Origin of the sequence: Stutzerimonas stutzeri (assembly GCF_024448695.1) — a bacterium.
GTDB classification, from domain to species: domain Bacteria; phylum Pseudomonadota; class Gammaproteobacteria; order Pseudomonadales; family Pseudomonadaceae; genus Stutzerimonas; species Stutzerimonas stutzeri_T.
This window is the reverse complement of the sequence record NZ_JAMOHY010000026.1, coordinates 19,725-43,698: the sequence shown is the minus strand read 5'-3', so window position 1 is coordinate 43,698 and position 23,974 is coordinate 19,725. Positions and strand designations below refer to the sequence as shown.

Here is a 23,974-nt window from a genome sequence, read left to right as displayed (position 1 = left end):
GGCGGCGTGTCGTAGGGCAGCAGGATCATGCCCGTTACGCGGCGCTCGATGCCGTCATTCCAGAGGGAAATCAGTAAATAAATCAGCCCTCATTTTTGTCCATTCAAAATTTTCACTTTTATTCGTTGCGGAAAAATTCAGAACAATTAGATAGATCCTTCAAGATCTTTTTCCCATTGTAAATTTAGACGCACAAAGGGTCATCAAACGTTCCTGTAAGGTGTTGGCATACACTGCCATTCTGCTCTTTGTAAACACAGACGGTGTCCGAAATAATAAATTCTCTGCTGGGGCTTTTGATTTTTATAGATGGTTCATGTAATACATACACAGTCTCATATATGGACCCGCCTAGCTGAGTAATGCTTTGGTATGTGCCCGTACTGATGGCAGTTGCATCAACAGGGATCGATCCAATATATATTGCTTCCGATTTTTTTGATGGTGCGATAAATAAATCGCGCTGAGCATTAAGCCCTAGCTCCTCATCTGTCGGCCATGAAGTAATCATCCACTTTTCATTAGGAAGAGCAACCAGATCATACGTGAAATTTGAATCACACACCCGCCTAGGATTCTTGATCTTAAACTCCAAGTCGTTCGTGGAAAGGGACACTTCTCTTCCATCAATATTGGCCGCTTCTTGGCATGCCAGGTTGGCTTCCTGGCTGCTAGCTAAAGAGTTAATGCTAAAAAAATATAAGAAGTATATTAAATATCTGTTAGGCATCTGTTTGATCCCCTATGTATTTGGGGAAAGGGGAAAAGGGGACAGATTTATTTGTCCAGTATGCAGCCTTAAAAAATAAATCCGTCCCTTTTTTGCGTCCATTTTTTGTTTTTTTGGTCCCCTAGTAGTGTGCTATTTACCTTCAGTTAACGGCTCTACGATCTTTTGTACTATCTTACCCTTATCATAAGACTCGAAGTAACTATAAGCATCTCCTGTAGCGGGGTCACAATATGTGCCTTTTGTAGAGATAAGTTCCAACGAGTTGTCGCTGATTTTGTACTGTTCACTCCATCGGTCACAGGCGCTAGAGGAAAAACACTCGCCCGAAATTAATTTTTTATCAGCATCTATTTTGATGCATGGAATATCGCTTAGGGGTTGATTTTTTTTGTAAATCCCATCTGACTTGTCAAATATAAAGACTGACGACATTTTAACTTGTCCTGTTGGTCGGTGCTCAACTAAAATATCAAGCTCTCCGTCAAAGTTAACATCCACGCAACTGACCTTGTCTTCTTCGGTAGAGCCTTCATCCGGCACTTCTTCTGTTCGATCTCTTGAGATGCACAATATGTCATTATTGCACTTGTGCACCTCAACCTGCTGGCCGCCAGAGATACATTGCGTTGCGAGAGCGCTCTGAGCTGAAAATAATAGTACTGTAAAAATGAAATAATTTTTCACGGTAGTTGTCTATCCACAATAGAGGGAAATAAAGACATGCCACCATTTTCAGGAAAGTGGTGTTCAGATAAAGTCAGCAAGCAGCTAGAGAATACTACACGTCGTGGTGTTAGTCCGTTGACTACCCCCGTGCCGGTGGGGTTCCCAGTGTTAACTCCGCGGGTAACAGGTTCCAACTGCGGGCAAACATAGTAATTAATATCACTCAATGCTGCCAGGCACTGTCTTTGTGGGTAGCTGTAGTTAGTGCAGATATTTTCCAGTTCTTGGACTTGTAGAGTGGGAAATGTGTCTGCGTATCTGCTAAGGCAAAGTGAGTTATTTACCGGGCGAGCGGTGCTTACCCAATAGAATCCAGCGCTCTCGGCGGCATGAGTTAAGTCAGTTTCAAGTACTTCACGAAATGTTGGTATTTCTGAGCCGGTCCTAAATTTTGTATATCGCTTATAATTTTCTTCCCAAGTTAACTGCATCATGCCTCTGCCATACCAAGGGGCATATGATAGTGTGGATCCGCCGCCTTCAGCAGTCCTAGATAAATAAGTTGTTTCCTGAATTGAGTTTGCAAGGAAATAACTCATTCGATCTTTGCTAGATGATACAAGGAATTTCCTCAACATCTTATTCAGGTGGATACTAAATCTATTTGCCCTAGTAAGAGCCGTGTTCCAAGTAATAGTGGATTGCGGGTAAACGGTCTGCCCCTGACTGCGCGTTTGCTCAATTACCTTTCTTGGAATGCATTGGGCCAGCTCACGTGCGCTTAACCACCCACATTTTCTAAACAAACTAATTATCTCTCTGGGGGGGAAATGCCAATGCTTTGCTGCAATACCCTCCAGTGCCGCATCTTCCCAAAATGCCAATTCTTCGTGATGCTTACGGAGTCGGTTGTAGCTTTCCTCAGATAACGCCCCACCGGGCGCCACCTTTTTCAGCCAGCCATAGCGAGTATCGAAATCGCTCTTGGTCCATTCACTCGGGAACTTACAGATAAAACGCTTGAGTTGATTTTGCGCGACAGGGTCTCGTAAGGCCGCTTCGTTTTGCGCGCGCTCTTGTTCGTAGCGCTCCGAGAGTTTGAGCTTCTCTTCTTCCGATAGGCTGGCATAGGCAGGTGACAGTGCAATGCTCACTGCATCCACCTGATCGGACACCACCTTGCCGTCATCCAAGCGCAACAGGCTGCGAATGAAGGGCGACTGGTAATGGCTATCGGAGTCGGTGTCGTCGTCGATCAATTGCCAGCCTTGCCAATGGGGGAAGTCCGCGTCACTAAACTTGGCGACCGTTGCGGCATTGAGGTTTACCCACCCTGTTCTGGGGGAGGCGCCTGCCTGGGCGGGGAGTGCTATTTGCCGCCAGTGGGCTGCATCTGCTGGTTGCAGGGTGTCTGGCCCTAGAACCCTGCCGAAGCGAAGCAGTTCATAACCGGCGCTGGGGCGCTGAGGGTAGAGGTTGGTTGCAGTTCGATACAGGTTGTATTCGTAATCGGCTACCTCTTGATGCGCGCCAATCTCTTCGCCACCGATCATAAATGAGGTCAAGGTGCATTGGCCGCGCTCATAGCGCATACGCACGAAGATGCCTTCCTGCAGTTGATTGGCAACTGCCCACTCGTAGCCTTGAACTGGAGGCGTGGGCTCTGTTGCTACTCCATTTTCGGAGGAACCACCTTCCTGCACAGGTGGTAATCCAGTGGGGAAGGCCGGACAGCGATAGACGACCGGTGCATTATTTTCAGCTTGTCGCAGGTTAGCGGGTGGGGCTTCATAGACCAGTACTTCCGGAGGAACAAAGAAGTACATGTCACCCCAACAGCTATCAGTCCTACCATTGCCGGCTTGATGGTTGAGTGTTCTCTCGCTACGGCCAATCAGATGTGAGATTTGGCTCTGATCAGCAACAATTTCGAAGTGAATACGGTCGTTCTGACCATAGATTCGCCCAGCTTCTCCTATCGCGTCCTTGCGGTAGACCGCCATACCCTTGGTTGGGTTTGTCAGGGTGATCTTCGATAGGTGCATATAGACGGAGTAGAAGACCACCGTGGAGAGGGGGCCCTCACCAATCTCCGTCTCATGTTTGAGGACGATGCAGCCATTGTCAGTCCATTGATCGCGGTAACGCAGGCCATGATCCGCCGGGGTGCTGGCTTCTTCTGTGGGCTGGCGGAAATAGGCCAAGGTGGCATCCGCAATTGCCCTTACAGGGAGAGAGGAAGTTCCTTCGCGGGGAGCGGTAAGGTGCATGCCGCCATGCCAATTCAAGTCAAAGCTAAGAGGAAATGCGCCGTCTCCTGGGATGCCGCCGAGCATGGCGCGGTTGATAAACGCATCGTCATTTTCCCCGGCTATTGTGCGGGGAATGAAAGGTGGGCTGATCAGCATTGCGAGTACCTAATCCTTAGTGTTTATCGTCCTGACGTTAAAGAGAGAACGGATAGTCCTTGGAAATAACGGGGTTGGGTTTAGTTGATGTATTCAGCAACGCCTCATCCAACAAACTCCCCGCTTTGTCGCGATCCGCCGCCCCTGGCAGTACCGGTGGTTTGACCTTGATCCCTGAGCCCTTGCCTGGTGCGCCGCCGGCGTTGATTTTGGCCAGTGGGCCGCTGAGGGTGATGCCGCCGGGGTCGAGTTTGATAAAGCTGTCGCCGGCTTTGAGGGTCAGTTCGGTGCCGGCTTCGATGACCATTTTTTGCCCGGCTTTGAGGTGGATTTCGCGGCCGGCTTTGGTCAGTTGGGCGGTGCCGAGTTTGATGTGCTGGTTCTGCCCGACGGTGAGGTGGTCGTCGGGCCTGACCTCGACCTTGCGCTCGGTTTTTACCGTCAGGTTTTCTTCGGCTTTTAGCTCGGTGTAGCTATTGGCTTCAACGGTGTCGTGGCGTTCGTGGCCGACGCGGATCTTCTGGTCGTGCTCGATGTTTTCGTCCCAGTCGCGCTGGGCGTGCAGGTAGATCTGCTCGGCGCCTTTTTTGTCTTCGATGCGCAGCTCGTTGTAACCGCCACCGCCCGGTGTGCTGAGGGTTTTGAATACGGTGCGAGTCTTGTTCGCCGGCAGGTCGTAAGGCACAACGTGTTCGGCGTGGTACAGGCAGCCGGTTACCAGCGGCTGATCGGGATCGCCTTCGAGGAAGGTCACCAGCACTTCCATGCCGATGCGCGGGATGGCGATGCCGCCGTAGCCATCACCGGCCCAGCTGGAGGCCACGCGCAGCCAGCAGCTGGTTTTGTCGTCGGCCTGGCCTTCGCGGTCCCAGAAGAATTGCACCTTGATCCGGCCGTATTCGTCGCAGTGGATTTCTTCACCCGCGGGGCCGGTAACCACGGCGGTTTGGCTACCGAGCACCTTGGGTTTTGGATGGGTCAATGGCGGGCGGAAAGGCACGTCCCAGGGGGTGGCGGTGAAGTGGTTGCGGTAGCCCTGGGTGAAACCATCGCTGGCGGCGGTATGGCTGGTGACTGACTCTTCCAGCACCTGGGGCTGTTTGCCTTGGTGGATGACCTCGTGCAGCAGCCAGAGGTCGTTGTAGTCCTGGCGCGGGTGGTCGGAGAGTTCGAGAAAGTGCCCGCTGAGCAGTTTCGGCTGGTCACCACGGCCTTCGGCCAGGCGGTAATCGGCGCGGTGGCGTTCGAGGTGGCGTTGGCTGAGGTGTTTGCCGCGCGCACGGTCGACAAAGCGGCCGGGGTAGTCGTAATCCTCAAGGTCCGGCAGCGGCTTGGCCTCGGGGGCGCGATCTTCCTTGAAGGCGGCCTCCATCAGCAGGCGCGGTTGCTCGAAGTCGTAATCGCGGCGGGTGATGCGGCTGGTACGGGTTTCCAGGCGCACGGCAAAGCGCTTGATCACCGGCTCATCGGCGGTCATGCCGTTGTCCTGCAGGTAGGCGGTGGGCTGGCCGAGTTTGCCGAAGGCGCTCTGGTCATCACCGAAGACCAGCACGTGGCCCTGCTCGCTATGCTGGAAGTGGTAGTGAATCCCTTCCTCCTCGCACAGGCGCTGGACGAAGTGCAGATCGCTCTCGTCGTACTGCACGCAGTAGTCGCGCTTGGGGTAAACCGTGGGGCCAAGCTGGAACTGGTAACCACCAAGGGCGATGCCGTGCTCCTGCAGCACCTGGGCAACGATCTGCGGCACCGTCAGGTGCTGGAAAATCCGCTGGTTGGTGCGCAGGGCCAGGTAGCTCAGCTGCGGCACGATGCTCAGTTTGTAGCGGGTCAGGCGCTTGCCGGATTCGGCCTGGGCGACCTGATAAATCAGGCCGTGAATGCCCAGGCCGTCTGGGGTAAAAGCGAGAAAGGCGCGTTGATGCAGCAGGCTCTGCAGATCCAGCTCGGCGTTCTCGCTGATCAGTTCCACCTCGAAACGATAGGGCTGACTGATGGCTTCGCGGCCGCTGAACTCGAGCACTTGCAGGTCGTGCTCAAGGCCTTCGATGCTCAGGCTGAAGTGGGTTTCATTGGCCGGGTTGAACATAGTCATTTCCTTGTTAAAAAATCATCCATTGATGCTGCTGATCCGCGCGTGCTGCGTTCAACTGCGCCGCAACCAGCGTCGCCAACCGCTGGGCACGGGCTGACGAAATACCTCAAGCAACTGTGCGCAGCTGATGTGGCGCTGCGCTTCATCGAATGCCAGCGCGGTGCGCAGGGCGGGCCAGCAATGCGCCGGTAACTGCTCGGGGCGTTGCAGCTGTTTATCCAGCTCCATGGCCTTGGCCTGTTTGGCGCTCTGCCGGCTGAACGGGTGGCGCCCGCTGGCCAGCTCATACAGCACACAGGCCAGGGCATAGACATCGGCAGCGGCGGTCAGCGGCGCACCGTCGAGCAATTCCAGGGCGGCGTAGCGCGGCGTCCAGGCGCTAAAACGGTTGCGGCACAGGCGCGGCAGGCCGGGGAGCAGCCCTTCCACGGACTGGCCGAGACCATAATCGAACAGGCGCAAGCCGTCTTCGGCGAGCATCACATTGCTAGGTTTCAGGTCGCCATGCAGTACGCTGAGGCTGTGTGAATAGCTCAGAGCATCGAGCAGGGCGATGGCGATGTCCTGTAGCTTGCTCCAAGGCAGGCCCTCGGGACGTTCACTGAGCAGCTGATCAAGCGTCAGGCCCTTGAGTAGCTCCAGGGTGAGGAAGGCGCGCTGGCTCTGCACATCTACCTCGAAGCCGAACAGGCGCACCACATGCGGATGATTAAGCCGCGCGGTGAGGGCGAACTCGCTGTACAGCAGCGCGTTGGCGTCCGGGTATTCGGCGAAGTCATCGCTGAGGGTTTTCAGGGCCACATAGGGCTCAGGATCACCGAACTGTTCGCGCAACAGATCATGGGCGCGATACACCGCGCCCATGCCACCGACGCCGAGCAGGCGCTCGATCTTGTAGCGGCCGCCGAGCACCTCCGGCAGTTCGCTGAGTACTTCGCGCGGGGCTTGCGCCGCTGGTTTGGCAGCCGTCGCGGCCAGGGCGAAGTAGGTCAGGTCGCTGGCCGGGCTGCTGGCTAGCGGCAGATCGTCGAGCAGCTGTTCACTCATCCGTGAGTCCTCATCGGCGGATTACCACCGCACTCAGGTTGTCCCGCGCCGGGCCGTCGAGCGCCTGCTGGAATAAACGATTCAGGGTCAGCTGTGGCGATGGCAGGTTTAGCGCCGCGCCGAGGTCGTCGACGGACACGCCTTGGTACAGGCCATCGCTGCACAGCAGAAAGGCATCGCCAGGCAGCACATCCAGTTCGAGAATTTCCAGCTTCAGCTCGTCACTGGCACCGATGGCACGGGTCAAGGCGTGCGCTGCCGGATGCCGAGCGGCCTCACTGGGGCTCAATTGCTGTTCATCGATCAGTTGCTGCAGCAGCGAGTGATCGCGGCTGAGCTGATACAGCCGACTGCCGCGCCACAGGTAGCAGCGGCTGTCGCCTGCCCACACGCAGGCGGCGCGGTCACCTTCGATCAGCAATGCCACTACCGTGCTGCCGATCACCGGGTCGGGATGGGCGGCGGTGACCGTCAGCTCCTGGCCCAGGCGACGGTTGAGCGCGTGCAGGCGCTTGCGCAGCTCATCCAGACGCTGCGGCAAATCACCCCCGCTCGGCTCGGCCAACTGCTCGACAATCAAGCGGCTGGCCAGGGCACCGTTCTGGTGCCCGCCCATGCCGTCGGCAACTACCCACATGCCCTGTTCCGGCAGGGCCAGAAAGGCATCCTCGTTGCGCGCCCGCACCTTGCCGGTGTCGGTACGCGCAGCGCTGCGCCAGAGGTTGGCAACCGCCTGCATCAGAGCGTGGCCGGCAGTTTGAAGCTGCGCAGCTGGTCCAGGTCAAACGGGTTCGGCGAGCGCTGGCTGTGCAACAGGTAGTTGGCGCGCAGGCCGCCGAGGTCGGCCTTGAGCATCAGCACGTCGCGGCCGCTGTGGTAGTCCACGCTCATCAGGTCGAGCAGGCGGAACAGCGACCAGGGGCCGGTGTTCTTCTCGATACCGACTTTGCGCCCGCCGAGTTCTTCCACCACCAGGCTGGTGCGCCCTTCATTGGCTTCGGCCGGCCAGCTGAAAGCGGTCTGCACGATTGGCCCGTGGCGGTATTCCATCTGTTGGTTGCCGAAGCGGAAGTCGGCGCGGCCCAGGCTGGAATCCAGCGAGTAGGGTTCGAGCTTGAACAGCACTTTCGGCTCGTTGGGGTTCTCGGCGAAGAAGCTGCGGCGGATGGTCTGGGTGTGGCTCATCTGCAGCAAAAACTCGCGTGACAACGGCAGGCCACGGCCATCGACACGGCGCAGTTGGTACTGGCCGGCGGTGCCACTGACGAACGGCTTGAGGTAGTTGTCGAAGAAGCGCTCGGCAATTCCCTGTGCCTTGAAGAACTCGCGGAAATCGGCAATCGCCACGTCGCTTTCGCTGTGGGCGCTGAACGGATAACGCTGCTTTAACGAGCCGTCATAGGCGGCATACAGCTCGCTCTTATAGCGCTGGTTGAGGTAGTGGTAGGCGTCGTTGAGCACCAGCATCCAGCTGTCTTCGGCGAGCAGGCCGAGCCAGTTGCCGACCGGTTGCGGCAGGCGCGCGGCATTGCTGCGCACCTGGTTGATCGCATCACGCTGGCCGGCCATGCGCGCCTTGGCCAGTTCGAACGCAGCCTGCTCCGGTGCACTGGCATGCGCCAGGCTGGCCAGTTGCAGTTGCAGAGCATCCAGCGCCTGCAGAGTGCTGGCCAGTTCCGGGCCGGCACCGCCGTTTTCATCAAGCAGGCGGTGCAGCGGTTCGAAGCGGCGCTCCAGGGTTTTCCGCGCGGTGTCCGGCAGGTTTTTCACCAGTGCCGCTTGCGCCTGTTCGGCGGCAGCACCGGCGAGCTTGGCGACTTTACCCAGCTTGCCCTTGGCGCCTTCCAACGCTTCGGCGGCGGCGCCGGCATCATCGGCGGCTTCGGCCAGGCCTTTGAAGCGGGTGTTGTCGCGCACTTCCACCAGCAGTTGCAGCAACGGTGAATTGGCGGCGGTCAGGCCGGCCAGTTGCAGGGCACCCTGGCCGGTGCTGCCGATCGGGTCCAGCGACAGTTGCGCCAGGGCTTCGCCCCAGTAATTAGCGTAATCGCGGAAGTACAGCTGCTCCATTTCCACCAGCAGCCGGCTAAGGTCGCCCGCGCTAAGGGTGTCGCCTTCGCCAAGTACCCAATTGTCGCGCAGCAGTTCGCGCACCAGGTCAGCGCCTTTAGCGGTGAAAGTTTTCTGGTAGCCAACCTGGGTGTAGAAGCCCGGAATGGCGTAGTCGCTGCCGGCGAACAGAGCGGCCTGCGGGCCGAGTTTCTGGCTCAGGCGGTAGTCCGGCAGGCTGCGCGCTTCTTCGCGGAGCATGCGGTAAACCACATTGGCCAGCGATTCGCTGCGCAGGATCTGCCGGGCCTGGGCGACCAGGGGTTGATTCAGCGAGTAGGGCGCGAACGACTCGGACAGCAGGCGCTCGAAGTGCCCGTTCAGGCCGCGTTGACCTGTGCTATTGCCGGCGTAGCGCAGCGACCAGTCTGCCGCCAGCCACTCCTGCAGGAAGGCTTTGTCACGGCGTTCTTCCAGATTAAGCATGAGGTAGGCGCGCAGGCTGTTGAGCAGGCGATCACGGTCATTCAGGTTGGCGCGCACTTGCGCTTCCAACTGGCGGCCTACGCGGCTTAGCAGCAGGTTTTCCAGTTCGCCGCGGTAGGCCTGTTGCAGCGTTGGGTCGACTTTTTCACCTTGATACAGACCGCCGCGTTGCAGATAGGACACGTCACCTTTTGGCGGGAATACCTGGGTCGCGGCATAGCTGTGATCCAGCGCCTTGAGGGTGCGCAGGGCGTCATCCTGAACGCTCAGGCTACCGTGCTGCTGAGTCAGTTGCTGGGCCAGGTCGCGCAGTTGTTCCAGGCGGCCATGGTTACCAGAGAAACCGCCCGCCCAGACCAGGCCGAATACGCCGAGCACCACCAGCGCTGTGGCGTACATGGCACGTTGGCCCCAGTCGATACGCCGCACTTCCTTCTGGTCGAGGCCGGCAAGGTCGGCTTCGGGGAAGATCACTCGGCTGAGCAGGTGATTGATAAAGCGTGCACGACCGGTGCGGAAGGTCGGCAGGGCGCTGCTGGACAGGCCCAGGTTGCGGCCGATGCTGCTGGTACTCGGGTCGAGCTGGTCGTTCAGTTCCGGCGCGCTGGTCAGGTAGAAGCCGCGCAGCTGGCTAGCGCGCTGGTAGCGGTTGCCGCTAAAGGCCAGCTCGCTGAACAGGCACAGACGCTCGCCAAGCAGGCCCAACTGGTGAGGGAAATCGAGGATGCGGCCACGGCGCTGGGTGTCGCGCTCTTGGTGCATGCGTAGGATCACCTGGCTGTTGAGGCGGCGCAGCAGCTCTTCGAACTCCTGGCGAATCACCTGCACGTCGGTGGCGTTCTGCTCTTTGCGGAAGCTAGCCCCCAGCACTTGATCGCTTTCTTCGCGTGACAGCTGGTCGAAGAATTCATCGAAGCCGAGCACTTTGTCGGCTTTGCTCAGGACCAGGTACACCGGTACATCGGCACCCAGGCGCTGGTGAATATCCTGCAGACGCTGACGAGTCTGACGGGCGAGGTTTTCCAGTTCGACCTCGCTGCCGCCTTGCAGCTGCTCGACCGGAATATTGACCAGCACGCCGTTTAGCGGACGTGCACGGCGCTTGCGCAGCAGGCCCAGCAGGGTGTCCCAGGCGCGGCTGTCGATGGCCGGGTCAGGTTGGGTCAGGTAGCGCCCGGCGGTGTCGATCAGCACCGCGTGGTCGGCGAAATACCAGTCGGCATAGCGGGTGCCGAAAACGTCCTTGGTCAGGCGTTGCTGATCCGCGCGGTTGAGCGGGAAATCCAGTCCGGAGAAATCCAGCAGGCTGGTCTTGCCGCTGCCCTGTGGGCCGAGCAGCAGGTACCAGGGCAGCTCGTTGCGCCATTTCTCGCTGCGACCACGGTACAGGCTGGAACGTTTGAGGGTATGCAAGGCCAGCTTGAAACGGTTGCGCAGCTCACTCTGCTCTTCGTTGATCAGGCCTTCGCGGCGCAGGCGCTCTTGGGCGTCGGCATCGTCTTCCTCGGCCTTCTTGCGGGCGGTGGCCTTCCAGCTGGCGAACACCATGGCCAGGCCCCAGATCAGGAACAGCAGGCTGATGCTCAGCAGGCGGCTGGTGGCCGATTCCCAGAACTTGTAATCGTTGACCGCCAGCAGCGGGCCGACAAACCACATCAGCAGTGCCAGAACCAATACCAGACACAGGCTCCAGACCCAGGTCTTGCGGAAAAATGCGGCTAACTTGCCGAAAAAACTCTTCATTTCAGATCATCCATGCTTACACCCGCAGACGGGTCGAGTTGCTCGAACGGCTGCAAAATAGTTTCGCGCTGCTCGCCCAGTACCCAGGCGAAACCGCCATACATCACCACCAGGCACACCAGGGTGAACAGCGCCACCAGCCACCACGGCACGATGCGCACCAGGCGCCTGCGGGTGTCTTTCAGACCCTGCCAGTGCGGCGAAACCTCACGTGGTACGTCACCGCGCATCTGGCGGATCTGCCGATACAGGCTGTCGCGTACCGCTTCCAGTTCAAGCATGCCGCGCGGCAGCACGCGGTACTTGCCCTCGAAGCCGAGGGACAGGCACAGGTACATCAGCTCGAGCATCGGCAGGTGCTTGACCGGGTTGCGCGACAGGCGCTCGAGCAGCTGGAAGAATTTCTCGCCGCCGAAGGTCTCGTTGTGGAACGAGGACAGCAGGCTCATTTGCGACCATTCGCTCTCGTTGCCCCACGGCGTGGTCACCACGGCCTCATCGACCACGGTGCAGAGCACGTAACGGGCGGCCATCACCTGGCTGCTTTCCGCACCTTCATGCAGGGCGCGGTGCTCGAACAGCTTGATGGCGCTGGCCAGGCGCTGGTTGAGCGCGTGCATGTCTTCGCTGTCGAAGCTGTGTTTGAGGCGCACCACTTCCGAGAGCAGGGTGGCGGCGGCTGCGACCAGCGGGTTGAGGCTGATATTGAAGCTCTCAGCCGGGCGCAGACGTGCGGCGTAGATCATCCGCTCTTCCAGCTGCTCGAATTTCGGCGGCGCGGCGAAGTCAGTCAGCGGGCTGTGCGCGGGGGCATCACCTTTGCGGTTGAGGATGACCGTTTTGTCGTCCTGGCCGTATTCCATTTCCTTGGTGGTCATCATCAATTCCTGATCGCCCAGAATTTCATCTCAAGCCCGGAGAACTCGCCGGACACGTGGAAAGCGAAGCCGCCGGAGCGTTCCAGCTGCGCCAGTTCTTCGGAGCCCAGTTCCAGGGCGAAGTAGGTTTTCCCCGAGTGGAAGGGGATCTGCCGTGGGGCCACCGGCATGGGTTTGACCTTGATCCCCGGCAGGTGCAGGTTGACCAACTGGCGAATCTGCTCCACCGGGCCGACCTTGAGGTGCGCCGGCAGGCGCTGGCGCAGCTCTTCCGAGTCGCACTGGGCGCTGGCGGCGAGGACGAAGGTGGAGGTGGCGAGCAGCTTGTGGTCGTGCAGCGGCGACACCTGAATGCCGTATTGACGCTGTTGCAGGAGCATTTCGATGGCGTGCTGTTCCAGCACCATCGACAGCACCTGGCGGATCGCATCCATCAGCTTGCGGAAGCTCACGCCCTGGTCGCTGTGCAGATAGCGGCCTTCCAGGCGTGGGCGCTTGATCTCGCTGGAGAAGGTCGCCAGCTCGCCGAGCAGGCCGAGCAACTCGCGGTAGATCTGTTCCGGGTGTACTTGCTCGATGCCCAGGTAATGGCGCAGCACCGGTTCGAAGCGGTTGATCAGTTGCAGCATCATAAAATCGCCGACTTCCGCTCCGCCGACCTTGCCGGTGGCGCGAATACGTTCGGCCAGAATGTCGCCCCGGTGGGCGAGCATGCTGATCACTTCCTTGAGGCAGCTCAGCAGGTAGCCGGAAGCCTGGAAGTTGACGTAGGTCGGAATAAATTCCGGATCGATGCTGATCACCCCGTCCGGGGTGGTGTCGAGCACGTCGCACAGCTGCAATTTGACGTAGGCCTGGTCGCTCTGTTGCTCGCCGAGCAGCAGGCGGAAATCCGGCCGGCCACAGCTGACCTGGCTGGAGGCGCTGTCGCCAGCGTTGGAGTCGGTTACTTCCTCATCGAAAGCGGTAAAGCGCGCCAGCACGTCCTGCTGCTCCGGGCGGCGGCTCTCGATATGGTTGCCGGTGACCAGTGGCAGGGCCAGGTAGACCGGGGTGTTGCCGGTGTTCGGCGGCACGTCGAGGGCCAGCGGCTCGCGTTCGGCACCGATATCGAACAGGGTGCCATCGGGCAGAATGCCGCTGGCCTTGCTCACCACCAGCTTGCCCATATTGAGGAACTGGCGGTCGATCTCCAGCTCGAAAAAGCCCCAGGCGTAACTGTCGAGCTTCTGCGTGCGGGTTTTCAGTTGGTAGTCGTAGTAACGGTCGTTCTGCTGGAAGTGCTGCGGGCGCAGCAGCATGCCTTCCTGCCAGACCACTTTATGCATGGCCATGGCTTATTTCCCTTCCTTGTTGATGTCGTCCTGGGCCTTGATGCCCAGGGCATCAAGGGTCAGCACGCTGTAGTTACGCTCGCGCTCCTGCAGCGGGATGACCACGCGCCAGTTGCTTTCCGGCAGATCGCGGTAGGCCGCCAGTACGCCGACATAGCGGCTGCCCGGCTGTAGCGAAAGCTTCATTTCGCGTTGCTCGCCCGGGCGCAGTTCCAGCTCTTCGAGCACCACCATATCCGGCGACAGGGCTTCTTTCGGGCGCTGGTAGAGCGAGAAGAAATCGGCGGTTTCAAAGGCGACCGGGTGCTTCAGCTCGATCAGGCGCAGGACGATCGGCGAAGGGCGGCCATTTAGGTCCGGGTTGAGCTCATCGCTACCGTTGAGGGTCAGGTCGAGCTTGGTCATATCCGAATAGGGCGAAAGCGCCGCGCAGCCAGTCAGGCTGAGCAGGGCGGCCAACAGGGCCAGGCAGGTGAAACGGTGCATGGAGATCATCCTTGAACGTCGTTGTTGAGGGTGGCGATCAGGCGAACCTGTTCTTCGTAGGTGTTGGCGAAGTCGCGAGCGAACAGGCGGTCGCTCCAGTCGTCGTTCTGCTCGAGAGCGCTGTGCAGGCGACGGTAGGCACGCCAGCGGCTGCCGGCGGTAGCGATCAGCGGCTTGCGGCCTTCACGCTCGAACCGCAGGCTCAGCTGCTCCGGAGACAGCTGCTCGAACATGCCCTTGACCGCTGCACGGCTGGCGGCGAGCAGCGCCACCTGGTGCGCTTGCAGATCACGGAAGCTGCGGCTGATGGTCTGCTCGGCGCTCAGTTGCCCGGCCTTGCCACCACGCAGCAGAGCGCTCAGCGCTTCACTGCTGTCGGCGGTGTGCTTGAGCGGGTTGTTACCGGCGCTTTGCACGGTGGTCAGGGCCAGGCGCAGCTCGTTCTTCAGCTCGCTGCGGGTACGCAGGCTTTGCTGCAGGCTGCCGATGCTCTGCTTGAGCAGCTTGGCGCTGTGGATGGCCAGGGCTTCGCGGGCATCGTCATCGAGGTCATCGATTTTGACCCCGAGGGCTTCGCCGAACTTTTCCCAGAAGGTTGGCGGCAGGCGTACCGGTTCCGGTGCACGCTTGGGCTGCGGCTCTGGCGTTGGCATCACCAGCGCAGGCACCAGTAAGTTTTCTTCATCGATCTGCGCGTAATCGCGCTGCTGAGCCTGCACGTTATGCGGGCGCAGAATCGCCGTCAGGTCATCGACCTCGGCATACACGCGCTCCTGCTGATCAAGGGCGGTCATCGGGTCGAGATCGAGAAAGGCGTCGTCCGGGATGATGCTGCCGGCCGGCTGCGCACGGCCGATATCGCCGGCAAACAGCGCCGGGTCCTGAATCAGCCGCGCGCGAATCTCGAAGTCACCGAAGCAATACACGCTGCCATGCTCGATACGCTGGGCCTCGCCCTTGCGCAGGCTGGCGCCGCTGTCTTTCAGTTGAATGCCATTGCTGCTGGTATCGGTCAGGTAGAAGGAGCCATTGCGATAGCTCACCTCGGCATGCCGGCTGGACAGCACACGCTTGCGATCCGGAATCACCCAGTCGCATTCCTCCGCCCGCCCAATAATGCCGCCGGCTTGCTTGAAGGTTTTGGTGGTCAATAGACCTGGCACGAACTGCTGTGCACTGACCACATCGAAGACCAGTTCCATGGTTGTTAACTCCTTGCGGTCAGTTGCCGCGTTTCACTGCTTGCGGTTCGCCCAGGGGGCGATATTCGTCATCGTTGAACTTGTAATTGCCGCTGCAGGCGGTGAGGCATAGAGCCAGGGCGAGCAGGGCGGCAGTAGCTGTGTAGCGGTGCATAAGACGGTCCTTATCTAGTTGAAGCGGGACGATTTTCGAGGTTTCGGGGCTGGCTGTCGTTGATGTCATCGACGCTGTTACGCATAGGCACGCCCTTCTGATGACGGAATCTTGGCCAGCTTTTCAGCTTGCGTATTTTCGTTTATCGCACGCCATTCGCTGACCAGCTCTGCAAGATCGGCGCGTTGGGATAGATCGCCGAAAACGTCTTCACGAGTCAGTGGTCGATGCGCCTGATTGAGCAAACGATTGCGTGCGCGTATCAGCGCCTCGCGCTGCTCGTTGCTGAGTTGGCGTGCCAGAGTTATGCCTTCTTGATAGAGCTGGCGTAACTCCAGATCCGACTTGTTGTAAAAGCGCGTGTCATGCCGCAGACGTGTTTCACGGCGGAATTCGACAAAGCTGTGTGGCTGCCAATTGGCCAGCTGCTGTTCGACCTGCAGCACCTGGGTCTGAATGTCTTGCATCTCTTCTGAGGTGAATAACGCGCCATTACGCTGCTCAACACTGGCATTCCAGCGCAGCAGGGTGGTCAGCATTGAGCGGCTATAACCGCCATCGCTGGAGTGTTCAGCCGCAGAGAGCGCCTGACCAATCAGCGATTTGCGCTTGGGCATATCGTTTTCAAGGTCCACTGCGCCGGCATAGCTTGCACAGGCCTGCTCGTCGATCAGTGCGCAGCCTGGCTGCCAGAGAATCGCGGTTTCACTGCCGGCATTCGGTTTGCGCGGCATAAAATGGCGTTGTTCGCCGTGATGCTCGTAAGGATCGCCACGCAGGTTCAGCAGCCCGCCCAGCAACAATGCGATGCCCACAAGTGGTGAGCTGAACAGCGCAACTGTGCCGGGTAAGGCGAGCTTCCACTCGGCATCCATCCAAGTGAACGGCACACCTGGTATCGGATCGTTATGGTTGACCAGGCGGTGGTGAGTCAGGGCTGCGGCGCTTTGAACAAAGGCCCGGTCGCCTGCGCGGGGAGAGCCGAAGGTGTACAAAATGACGTTAGGTGCAGATGGTAAGCGCCTCAGCCATTCAGCTAGCAACAGAGCAATGGCACCACCCAGGCTATGGCCGCAGACGATCAGGGTTTGTTCGCCTGTATAGAAAGCTTCTAGGTAGCGCTGAGCAAAGGTCTTTGCAGCCAGGAATGCATCATGAAATCCGCGATGTGCCTGACCGTTGCCTGCTGCATAGGGCACCTGTCGGGCATCCAGATCGCGAAGAATATCGGCTGTTTCCTGGGTGCCGCGTAGTGTAATCAAGACCAGCTTGTCGCTATGGGTGATAAATGCCTGGGTCTCCGAGTCTTCGTGATAGAGAAAGTGCACGTCTTCGGGTTTTTTCCAGCCTTTTTCGGCCTCTGCGCTATAACGCTCTGGATCATGCGGCATAATTTCCAGTCGCCTAGAGTAGGGCACCTCTTCGCAGAGCAGATGGTACTGGGCGTCATTGAAACGGCTGGGTTTGACCTGGCGCGCCAACTGCTCGCGCAGCACATGGCCGATGGTGCCAGCCTGCGCATATGGGGGAGGGGATGAGGTATAGGACTTACCAAATACCTTAGGTTTGTCGAAGGGTGCATAGACAAGCGCACTCATCACCGCCAAGTGGTAAGCATTCAATGCGCAGAAGTCTTTGCTGCTTGAGAGCAACGGGCTATAAGCCCGCAGCGCCTTCACTTCCAACACATGGTGCAGATTGGGTTTCAGGGCCGCACCTGGCTGATCTTTTGCTAGCCCTGCGTTCTGCTTAAGTGGAGCCGATGGACGTGGAGCCCAGTCGTTATCAGTGTCCGGCAGGTGCTTGGTGGCTTCGGCAAAGTCACTGACTTCAACCCGAAGAAAGCGGGCATTTTCTCGTGCTGCCCGTTCTTCTGCCAGATAAGTTCTGCCATCAGAATGGCGAGGTCCGGTTGGGGATTGTTCGGCGGCTACTTGTAGTGCCGTTAGTGGCAGCTTGAAGGCTTTACGATCAGCAAAATGCTCGTACCATTTCTCTCCTCCGCCGTAGCCGGCAATGAAGGACAATACGGGCGGGCCGCAGTAGAAATCCTCGATTTTTGCGTATCCATCGCTATCCAAAAAACCTTCATATTTTTGCCCTTGGCTATCATGTAGTAGATAGGCTAAACCGGCATATGGCTGGCCTTCACCATGCTCATTCACCAGACGAAAGCTGACCCAATCGCGGCGAAACGGGCATTCTAGCGTTGTATCCCTATTGGACTTAGTCGAGTCATTCATCCCTGATTACTCCGTGCAGCTAGGGTAAACGGTGCATTCGCGACCGTTCATTTTGAAAGTCTTGAAAATAGGAGGCGTCTGGCAGCGCTCAGAAGCTTCAGTTTCTTGACAGGGCTTCCAGCCTGCAGGTATTTCTATCCAGCGTCTGTCGTAAGAGGGGGTTTCTTTCGGATTTACCCGGAACTCCAATTTGACGGTTTTACCTGGTAGCTCTTCGCGTACTAAATGCGCCCCTGCACCCTTGCAGTTCAGCAGTTTCGATAGTTCTAGGTAGAGCTTGCTGACCTGGAACCACCATGTACATTCAGCCTGCTTGGTGAGCGTGCCGTTGGACTGAAAAACTGGTGCACCCTGTGGGAGTTTGTCAACTATCACCAAGTTACCGTTGTCATAGGTCTGCTGCCAGTCTTTGTCACCATAGCGGCCATGGATAAACAACCCGACCCTGGCCAAATGCATTTCACATAGTCCATCGCGATAGCTGACCGGGATGTTGAAACGGTAATGCTGCGGATCACTCTGGAAGCCGCTTTCGAACGACTTGGCTTGGCTGCGACCGTCACAACCATTGGCCACGTCATAGTGGGCCTGGGCCTTGAGTGAGAAGTCGGCCGGCAGTTCGCCTTCCAAGGTAAAGCTCTCACCACCCAGCGGGTTGAGTGAACTGCATGCGCTAAGCGAGAGGCCAAGTAAGCAAGGCCCTAAAAGTGCGCGGAAATGCTGTGCCTTAATGGGGCGTCTCATTACTACTCACTCCGTGCAGTCGGGCAAACATAAGTTCTAGTTAAAAGCGTCATAAGGAACTAACAATGTGTCGATCGAAATATCGATTGGCAAAGATACTAATGTGATTACGGGACATACCCCATAATCCAGCAGGCTACAGTTGCGCCGTTAGCTTCTTTGTTCGTGTTATTCAGGCCTAACAACATAAGATTGCCTTGTGTTCCTTTGTAATAATTACTTTCTATGGCAGTGCTTTCGGATCTTCCGATTAAAGTTCCGCAAGCCGTCAGGCAAAGTAAAGTTGCCACTAAGAATCCAGTTCTTATTACAGTGCTCACACTAACTCCCCTTCTAAGCTTTGATATGGATTGGTGCTTGGCTGCACAGCATTTCCGTTGCGTAAAACTTTGCAGGCCGCCAACTCACGGCTACTGCGCGCGAAGTGGGCATCCGCTGTTTCATGCTCTACGGGAGCCCAGGCAGGGTGCGCAGCGAGGGCCGGATCGAGTTGGTAACGCAGCAGAAACTGAATGCGTTCCAACGACTGCCACCGCCAGCTTTTGGCTTGGGCAAGTTGCGTGTCGAGCCAATTGCTCAAGAGTTGTGTTTCTGCCAACTGAGCGGTTGCGACGCAGTGGTTTTGCCACAACCACTGCTCCAGGTTATGGCGCTGGATTGCCTGGGTGACGGCCTCTGGTTCGGCAAGCTCCTGCCAAGGTTTTTTGAAGGGCGCCGGGTACAAGTCAGGGCGCGGGTTATGGATGCTTTGCCAGGCTTGGCCGTCCCAACATAGAGCGCTGTTTAATGGCCCTAGCAGCAAGGGGCGTTGCGTCTCGCTGAGTTCGGCAAGATGGCGGGCGATTACGCGGTTGTCCTGAAAGCGGTAAAGCGCACGTTGCTCTTGCTCATCAATCAATATGCGTTCACGCCAGTGCTGGCTGAGGGCGGGCAGATCAATATGCACTGCGCTGGCCAGCCAGCCCCAGTCGCTCTCAGGTGTATCGAGCAGCGTTTGTACAAATGCTGCATCAGGATTGTGCAACCGAACGAGCCAGGGGCCGGAATCCGCCATATCGGCGAATTCGGTGCCTTGGTAGAGGTTGACGTAGTCCTGCATCAGGTCCGCGCCGAACAGAGCCTTGATCGGGTCTGGTTCGGCGAGGCGGTCGACGATCAGCAGCAGTTCGCGTTGTTGGGCAAGCTGCTCGGCGATCCAGTCGGAGGCAGTGATTGCCGGAGTAAGGGCTTGCTCTGCCTGCATCATGCAAGCCTCCACAGTGACCAGGTTTTCAGCGCTTCGGAGGCAAGAACCAGGACAACCAGAATGATCTGATGATCTGACCAGTAGCCTCCTGCTACGAGAATCAGCGAAACAGATGGGTATACGAGCAGGAGGCGGAACGGAATCTGCGCAAAGCCGAGATAGCGAGCCCATCGGTAACCGCACAGGAACAACGCGGCGCTTACGATGATGGAAAACTGCAGGAGCCATGATAGGGCTGCCACTGCCATATTGGCGGCACCCAGTTCAGCGCCAAGCGTAAGGGTGTTGGACAGGTCGCTGATATACGGGATACGTCCGCTTTTCCAGCTTGTCAGGCTGTACCAGACGACATAGAAGGCATCCAGAAGCCCCCATATCAGCAGCGTTTTATTTGCCCGCGTCAGTACGTTGATCACTTTTCGGAATCCTTGTTTTCATAAACGGTATTGGCGGTGACAGGCTGCCAGTGCCACGACTTTCCTGACACTTGCCAGGCGTCCTGTCCTTCCAGATAGGTCTGCTTGATCCTGCGCTCCTCGCCGTAGCGACGAATAAGCGAGCTGGCAGCAAGGTGCTGCTCGTTGTCTTCTAGCGGTTGCCAGGCCTGGATCATGGTGCGGATCGTGTTCTGGTAATCCTTGCCGTCCGAACCGAAGACGCGGCCTTCATCGCCCATCGATCCAGCTCGGTTCATAAACATCTTTAAAGTGTTGCTCATGCCGTCGTAGTCAACTTCCTGCGTGACCCACTTACCAGGGCCGCTTGTGGCAGATGCAGCAGTGTTGGATGCGGTGGCAGGTTGTGCCGCAGAGCTTATTGGTGCCAATGCAGTGGTGGGTGATGCTGCTAATGCTTTCGGTTGTACCGCGCAGATTCCGTCCCGGCAGGCCTCGCAAATCGGGCAGCGACTTGCACCAATCTGACGTGCTTTGCGGGCCATCTGCAGTTGGACGTTGGCCAAGGCGAGCTGAGGCTTTTCCCCGGCTTTATCCTGATCCGCCGCGCCCGGAATAGTGAGCGGCAGAATCGCGATCCCCGTGCCTTTGCCCGGTGCACCACCCGAGTTCATTTTGATGGTTGCACCGCTGAGCGTGACGCCGCCCGGATCAAGCTTGAGGAAGCTACCGCCGCCGCTGGCGGTGAGTTCCATGCCGGCGTCGATCACCACTTTGTTGCCGGCGTAGTAGTGGATTTCGTTGCCGGCTTCGACGAACTGGCCGACGCCGACTTTTACGTGCTGGGTCGTACCAACCGTGAGGTGGTCGTTGCTGCGGGTTTCCACTTTGCGGTCGGCGTGGGTGGTGCGGTGTTCTTCGGCGAGGAACTGGCTGTAGCTGTTGGCTTCGACGGTGTCGTGGCGCTGGTTGCCGATGCGAATTTTCTGGTCGTTCTCGATGTTTTCGTCCCAGTCGCGCTGGGCATGCAGATAGATCTGTTCAACGCCTTTCTTGTCTTCGATGCGCAGCTCGTTGTAGCCACCGCCGCCGGGGCTGCTCAGAGTCTTGAACAGGCTGCGGGTCTTGTTGGCCGGCAGGGCGTAGGGCACCACGTGTTCGGCGTGGTACAGGCAGCCGGTAACCAGTGGCTGATCGGGGTCGCCTTCGAGGAAGGTCACCAGCACTTCCATGCCGACGCGGGGGATGGCGATGGCGCCGTAGCCATCGCCGGCCCAGCTGGAGCTCACGCGCAGCCAGCAACTGGTTTGGTCGTCACCTTGGGCTTCTCGGTCCCAGTGGAACTGGACTTTGACGCGGCCGTATTGGTCGCAGTGAATTTCTTCACCCGCCGGCCCGGTGACCACGGCGGTCTGGCTGCCCAGTACCTTGGGTTTTGGATGCTTCAGCGCAGGGCGATGCAGCACATCCCAGGGCGTGGCGCTAAAACGGTTGCGATAACCCTGCTGGAAGCCGTCGTTAGCTGCGGTATCGCTGGTGACGGATTCCTCCAGTACTTGCGGCTGTTTGCCTTCGTGGCGGATTTCCGTCAGCAGCCAGAGCTGGTTCCAGTCTCCCCGCGGGTGTTCGCTGAGGTTGAGGAAATGACCGCTGACCAGCAGCGGCTGGTCGCTTTCGCCAGTGGCCAACTCAAAGTCACTGCGGTGGCGTTCCAGGTTGCGTTTGGCCAGGTGTTTGCCGCGCTCGCGTTCGACAAAACTACCGGGGTAGTCGTAGTCCTCAAGGTCGGGCTGGAACTCGCTGTTGAAGGCCGCTTCCATCAGCAGTTTGGGTTTTTCGAAGTTGTAGTCGCGGCGGGTGACGCGGTTGCTGCGGGTTTCCAGGCGCAGGGCAAAGCGCTTGATCACCGGATCGTCGGCGACCAGACCGGAATCCTGCTGGTACGCAGTCGGCGCCAGTTTCGGGAACACCGTCTGGTCATCGCCAAACACCAGCATATGGCCTTGTTCGCTGTGCTGGAAGTGGTAGTGAATACCTTCTTCCTCGCACAGGCGCTGGATAAAGTGCAGGTCGGATTCGTCGTACTGCACGCAGTATTCGCGTTCTGGGTAGACGCTGGGACCGAACTGGAATGTATAGGCATTGCTCTGGATGCCGTGTTCTTCGAGCACCTGGCTGATGATCTTTTCTACGCTCAGGTGCTGGAAGATCCGCTGGTTGATGCGGTGCGCCAGGTAGGCCAGCTGCGGGCGCAGGGTCACGTGATAGCGGGTCAGGCGCTGGCCGGAGTTGCCCTGGGCGATACGGTAGATCAGGCCGTGAATGCCGGTGCCGCTGGGGCTAAGGGCGAGGAAGGCCGGCTGGTGCAGCAGGCTTTCCAGATCGAGATCGGGGCGCTCGCTGATCAGCTCCAGCTCGAATACGAACGGCTGGCTGATGGCTTCACGGCCGGTAAATTCGAGCACCTGCAGATCGTGGCTGGCACCTTCGATGCTCAGGCTGAAATGGGTCTGATTGGCGGCGTTGAACATGCTCTTCTCCTTAAGCCTTACACGTCAGCCGGGCTGATATTCAGCCGCTGCATGCGGTACAGCAGGGTGCGGCGCGGCAGGCCGAGTTCGCAGGCGGCGCTGGTCTGGTTGCCACGGTTCTTGCGCAGGCAGTCGAGCAGCAGGCTGCGTTCGACGCGCTCCATGCGTTCGCGCAGGTTCATCCCGGGGTCATCGTTGTTGCCGGCCTGGCGCAGGTCGAAATGTTCCGGCAGCAGCTCGCCGCCTTCGCACAGCAGTACGGCGCGTTCGACCAGGCCTTTGAGCTCGCGCACATTGCCGGGGAAGGGGTAGCGGGCTAGGTGATCGAGGGTGCTGTCGGCCCAGCGGCATGGGTTGCGCTGCAGAAAGCTGCTGGCCTTGTCGGCGAAGTAGCGCGCCAGGGTGAGAATGTCCTGATCGCGTTCACGCAGGGCCGGCAGCTCGATGGGGAACTGCGCCAGGCGATAGAACAGGTCTTCGCGGAAACGGCCTTCTTCCACCAGGTTGCGCAGGTTGTGGTGGGTGGCGGCGACGATGCGTACATCGACCTTGTGTGTGGCAGTGGAGCCCAGCGGGCGTACTTCGCCTTCCTGCAATACGCGCAGCAGTTTGGCTTGCAGGCTCAGCGGCATATCACCGATTTCATCGAGGAACAGGGTGCCGCCATTGGCCGCATCAAACAGGCCCTGATGATCGCGGTCGGCGCCGCTGAAGGCGCCTTTGCGGTAGCCGAACAGTTCGCTTTCCAGCAGATTTTCCGGCAGCGAGGCGCAGTTCTGCACGACAAAGGCTTTGCTGCGGCGGAAACCACAATCGTGGATGGCGCGGGCCACCAGCTCCTTGCCGGTGCCGGTTTCGCCCGCCAGCAAAACGCTGACCGGGTTGTGCAGCACTTTGCTGATCAGCTGGTAGACGCTGCGCATCGCCGGGCTGTCGCCAATCAGGCCATAGCCGCTGGCGCAGGGCGTGCTGACCACGGCAACCGGCTGCTCGCTGCGCGGCGAACGCAGGCGCTGCAGCAGGTGCAGTTGGGCGACAACAAAGCTGCCCAGATGGCCAAGTGAGTCGGCAAAACCCTGTAGCTCCCGCGAGCGCTGGCTGGCAATCAGCAGCAGGCCGGTGACGCCTTTCTGTTCATCCAGCAGCGGCTGACACAGCAGGCTGCGCCAGGGTTTTTGTGCCTCGGGGAGGAAGCCGGTCTGGTGCAAGCTGCTGTCCAGTTCATTGAGGCTGAGCGTCTGGTTCTGGCACAGGCAGTATTGCAGCAGCTGTTCGCCGTCGTAGTCGCTGGACAGGCTGGCGTCCGCGCGTGGCTGCAGCAGGCCGTCCTGCCATTCGGCAGACAGGGTCAGGCGCGTGTGGGTGTCGTCGAGCAGGTACAGCTGGCTCAGTTCGCTGCCGGACAGCTGCGCGGCACTTTCCACCAGGCCGCCGAGCAGGGCGTCGCAGTTGGCCGCGCGGGCCAGCGTGGCGAAGCGTTGCAACAGCGCTTCGGCATAGCGCAGTGGCTGCGGCACCTGGCTGAACATCAGCGACA

The 23,974-nt window shown here is 58.7% G+C and carries 17 protein-coding genes and 1 pseudogene; all 18 read right to left on the bottom strand.

What is annotated here, in order from left to right:
• Nucleotides 1-184 precede the first annotated feature (184 nt).
• The 18 genes and pseudogenes from NAV32_RS15185 to NAV32_RS15100 all read right to left on the bottom strand — a co-directional run bounded on the left by NAV32_RS15185 (nucleotide 185) and on the right by NAV32_RS15100 (nucleotide 23,966).
• Nucleotides 185-730 carry a hypothetical protein gene (locus NAV32_RS15185; protein ID WP_256053632.1) on the bottom strand — a complete coding sequence of 182 codons (546 nt, stop codon included), beginning with the start codon at nucleotides 728-730 and terminating at the stop codon, nucleotides 185-187.
• A gap of 132 nt (nucleotides 731-862) precedes the next feature.
• Entirely contained in the window at nucleotides 863-1,417 is a 555-nt protein-coding gene (locus NAV32_RS15180) for an XAC2610-related protein (RefSeq protein ID WP_256053631.1), read from the bottom strand.
• Nucleotides 1,414-3,807, bottom strand: coding sequence for a M23 family metallopeptidase (locus tag NAV32_RS15175; RefSeq protein ID WP_256053630.1), 2,394 nt, complete (start codon nucleotides 3,805-3,807; stop codon nucleotides 1,414-1,416). The genes NAV32_RS15180 and NAV32_RS15175 overlap by 4 nt, the downstream gene beginning before the upstream one ends.
• A gap of 37 nt (nucleotides 3,808-3,844) precedes the next feature.
• Nucleotides 3,845-5,893, bottom strand: a complete 2,049-nt coding sequence (gene tssI, locus NAV32_RS15170) for a type VI secretion system tip protein TssI/VgrG (protein WP_256053629.1) — start codon at nucleotides 5,891-5,893, stop codon at nucleotides 3,845-3,847.
• A gap of 57 nt (nucleotides 5,894-5,950) precedes the next feature.
• Nucleotides 5,951-6,946, bottom strand: coding sequence for a serine/threonine-protein kinase (locus tag NAV32_RS15165; RefSeq protein WP_256053628.1), 996 nt, complete (start codon nucleotides 6,944-6,946; stop codon nucleotides 5,951-5,953).
• A 10-nt stretch (nucleotides 6,947-6,956) separates the two neighbouring features.
• Nucleotides 6,957-7,685 (bottom strand): PP2C family protein-serine/threonine phosphatase, encoded by a 729-nt coding sequence (locus tag NAV32_RS15160; protein ID WP_256053627.1) that lies wholly within the window; start codon nucleotides 7,683-7,685, stop codon nucleotides 6,957-6,959.
• The gene (tssM, locus tag NAV32_RS15155; RefSeq protein WP_256053626.1) at nucleotides 7,685-11,224 is read right to left on the bottom strand and encodes a type VI secretion system membrane subunit TssM; all 3,540 of its coding nucleotides are present in this window, start codon (nucleotides 11,222-11,224) and stop codon (nucleotides 7,685-7,687) included. Before tssM ends, NAV32_RS15160 begins: the two co-directional genes overlap by 1 nt.
• Nucleotides 11,221-12,102, bottom strand: coding sequence for a type IVB secretion system protein IcmH/DotU (gene icmH, locus NAV32_RS15150; protein WP_256053625.1), 882 nt, complete (start codon nucleotides 12,100-12,102; stop codon nucleotides 11,221-11,223). Before icmH ends, tssM begins: the two co-directional genes overlap by 4 nt.
• 2 nt (nucleotides 12,103-12,104) lie before the next feature.
• Nucleotides 12,105-13,436 carry a type VI secretion system baseplate subunit TssK gene (gene tssK, locus NAV32_RS15145; protein ID WP_160086100.1) on the bottom strand — a complete coding sequence of 444 codons (1,332 nt, stop codon included), beginning with the start codon at nucleotides 13,434-13,436 and terminating at the stop codon, nucleotides 12,105-12,107.
• A 3-nt stretch (nucleotides 13,437-13,439) separates the two neighbouring features.
• Complete coding sequence (gene tssJ / locus NAV32_RS15140) at nucleotides 13,440-13,922, bottom strand: type VI secretion system lipoprotein TssJ (protein ID WP_256053624.1); 483 nt, start codon at nucleotides 13,920-13,922, stop codon at nucleotides 13,440-13,442.
• Between the two features lie 5 nt (nucleotides 13,923-13,927).
• Nucleotides 13,928-15,124 (bottom strand): type VI secretion system-associated FHA domain protein TagH, encoded by a 1,197-nt coding sequence (gene tagH, locus NAV32_RS15135; RefSeq protein ID WP_256053623.1) that lies wholly within the window; start codon nucleotides 15,122-15,124, stop codon nucleotides 13,928-13,930.
• Between the two features lie 19 nt (nucleotides 15,125-15,143).
• On the bottom strand, nucleotides 15,144-15,278 hold the full coding sequence (locus NAV32_RS15130) for a type VI secretion protein (protein WP_167144038.1): 135 nt from the start codon (nucleotides 15,276-15,278) through the stop codon (nucleotides 15,144-15,146).
• A gap of 77 nt (nucleotides 15,279-15,355) precedes the next feature.
• Complete coding sequence (locus tag NAV32_RS15125) at nucleotides 15,356-17,521, bottom strand: lipase family protein (protein ID WP_256053622.1); 2,166 nt, start codon at nucleotides 17,519-17,521, stop codon at nucleotides 15,356-15,358.
• Between the two features lie 6 nt (nucleotides 17,522-17,527).
• On the bottom strand, nucleotides 17,528-18,265 hold the full coding sequence (locus NAV32_RS15120; RefSeq protein ID WP_256053621.1) for a hypothetical protein: 738 nt from the start codon (nucleotides 18,263-18,265) through the stop codon (nucleotides 17,528-17,530).
• A gap of 316 nt (nucleotides 18,266-18,581) precedes the next feature.
• Nucleotides 18,582-19,511: a DUF4123 domain-containing protein gene (locus NAV32_RS15115; protein WP_256053620.1), complete on the bottom strand. Its 930-nt coding sequence runs from the start codon at nucleotides 19,509-19,511 to the stop codon at nucleotides 18,582-18,584.
• Entirely contained in the window at nucleotides 19,508-19,927 is a 420-nt protein-coding gene (locus NAV32_RS15110; protein ID WP_256053619.1) for a hypothetical protein, read from the bottom strand. The genes NAV32_RS15115 and NAV32_RS15110 overlap by 4 nt, the downstream gene beginning before the upstream one ends.
• Before the next feature lie 563 nt (nucleotides 19,928-20,490).
• Nucleotides 20,491-22,437, bottom strand: a pseudogene (locus NAV32_RS15105) (type VI secretion system tip protein VgrG); the annotation flags it as partial.
• Nucleotides 22,438-22,454: 17 nt separating this feature from the next.
• Complete coding sequence (locus tag NAV32_RS15100; protein WP_256053633.1) at nucleotides 22,455-23,966, bottom strand: sigma-54 interaction domain-containing protein; 1,512 nt, start codon at nucleotides 23,964-23,966, stop codon at nucleotides 22,455-22,457.
• Nucleotides 23,967-23,974 lie beyond the last annotated feature (8 nt).

Coding starts and splice junctions, on each gene's coding strand:
- NAV32_RS15100 (WP_256053633.1), bottom strand. CDS start 23,966: ATGTTCAGCCAGGTGCCGCAGCCACTGCGCTATGCCGAAGCGCTGTTG.
- tssK (WP_160086100.1), bottom strand. CDS start 13,436: ATGGCCATGCATAAAGTGGTCTGGCAGGAAGGCATGCTGCTGCGCCCG.
- NAV32_RS15160 (WP_256053627.1), bottom strand. CDS start 7,685: ATGCAGGCGGTTGCCAACCTCTGGCGCAGCGCTGCGCGTACCGACACC.
- NAV32_RS15120 (WP_256053621.1), bottom strand. CDS start 18,265: ATGAGACGCCCCATTAAGGCACAGCATTTCCGCGCACTTTTAGGGCCT.
- tssI (WP_256053629.1), bottom strand. CDS start 5,893: ATGTTCAACCCGGCCAATGAAACCCACTTCAGCCTGAGCATCGAAGGC.
- NAV32_RS15125 (WP_256053622.1), bottom strand. CDS start 17,521: ATGAATGACTCGACTAAGTCCAATAGGGATACAACGCTAGAATGCCCG.
- NAV32_RS15165 (WP_256053628.1), bottom strand. CDS start 6,946: ATGAGTGAACAGCTGCTCGACGATCTGCCGCTAGCCAGCAGCCCGGCC.
- NAV32_RS15115 (WP_256053620.1), bottom strand. CDS start 19,511: ATGATGCAGGCAGAGCAAGCCCTTACTCCGGCAATCACTGCCTCCGAC.
- tssM (WP_256053626.1), bottom strand. CDS start 11,224: ATGAAGAGTTTTTTCGGCAAGTTAGCCGCATTTTTCCGCAAGACCTGG.
- tssJ (WP_256053624.1), bottom strand. CDS start 13,922: ATGCACCGTTTCACCTGCCTGGCCCTGTTGGCCGCCCTGCTCAGCCTG.
- NAV32_RS15185 (WP_256053632.1), bottom strand. CDS start 730: ATGCCTAACAGATATTTAATATACTTCTTATATTTTTTTAGCATTAAC.
- tagH (WP_256053623.1), bottom strand. CDS start 15,124: ATGGAACTGGTCTTCGATGTGGTCAGTGCACAGCAGTTCGTGCCAGGT.
- NAV32_RS15130 (WP_167144038.1), bottom strand. CDS start 15,278: ATGCACCGCTACACAGCTACTGCCGCCCTGCTCGCCCTGGCTCTATGC.
- icmH (WP_256053625.1), bottom strand. CDS start 12,102: ATGACCACCAAGGAAATGGAATACGGCCAGGACGACAAAACGGTCATC.
- NAV32_RS15175 (WP_256053630.1), bottom strand. CDS start 3,807: ATGCTGATCAGCCCACCTTTCATTCCCCGCACAATAGCCGGGGAAAAT.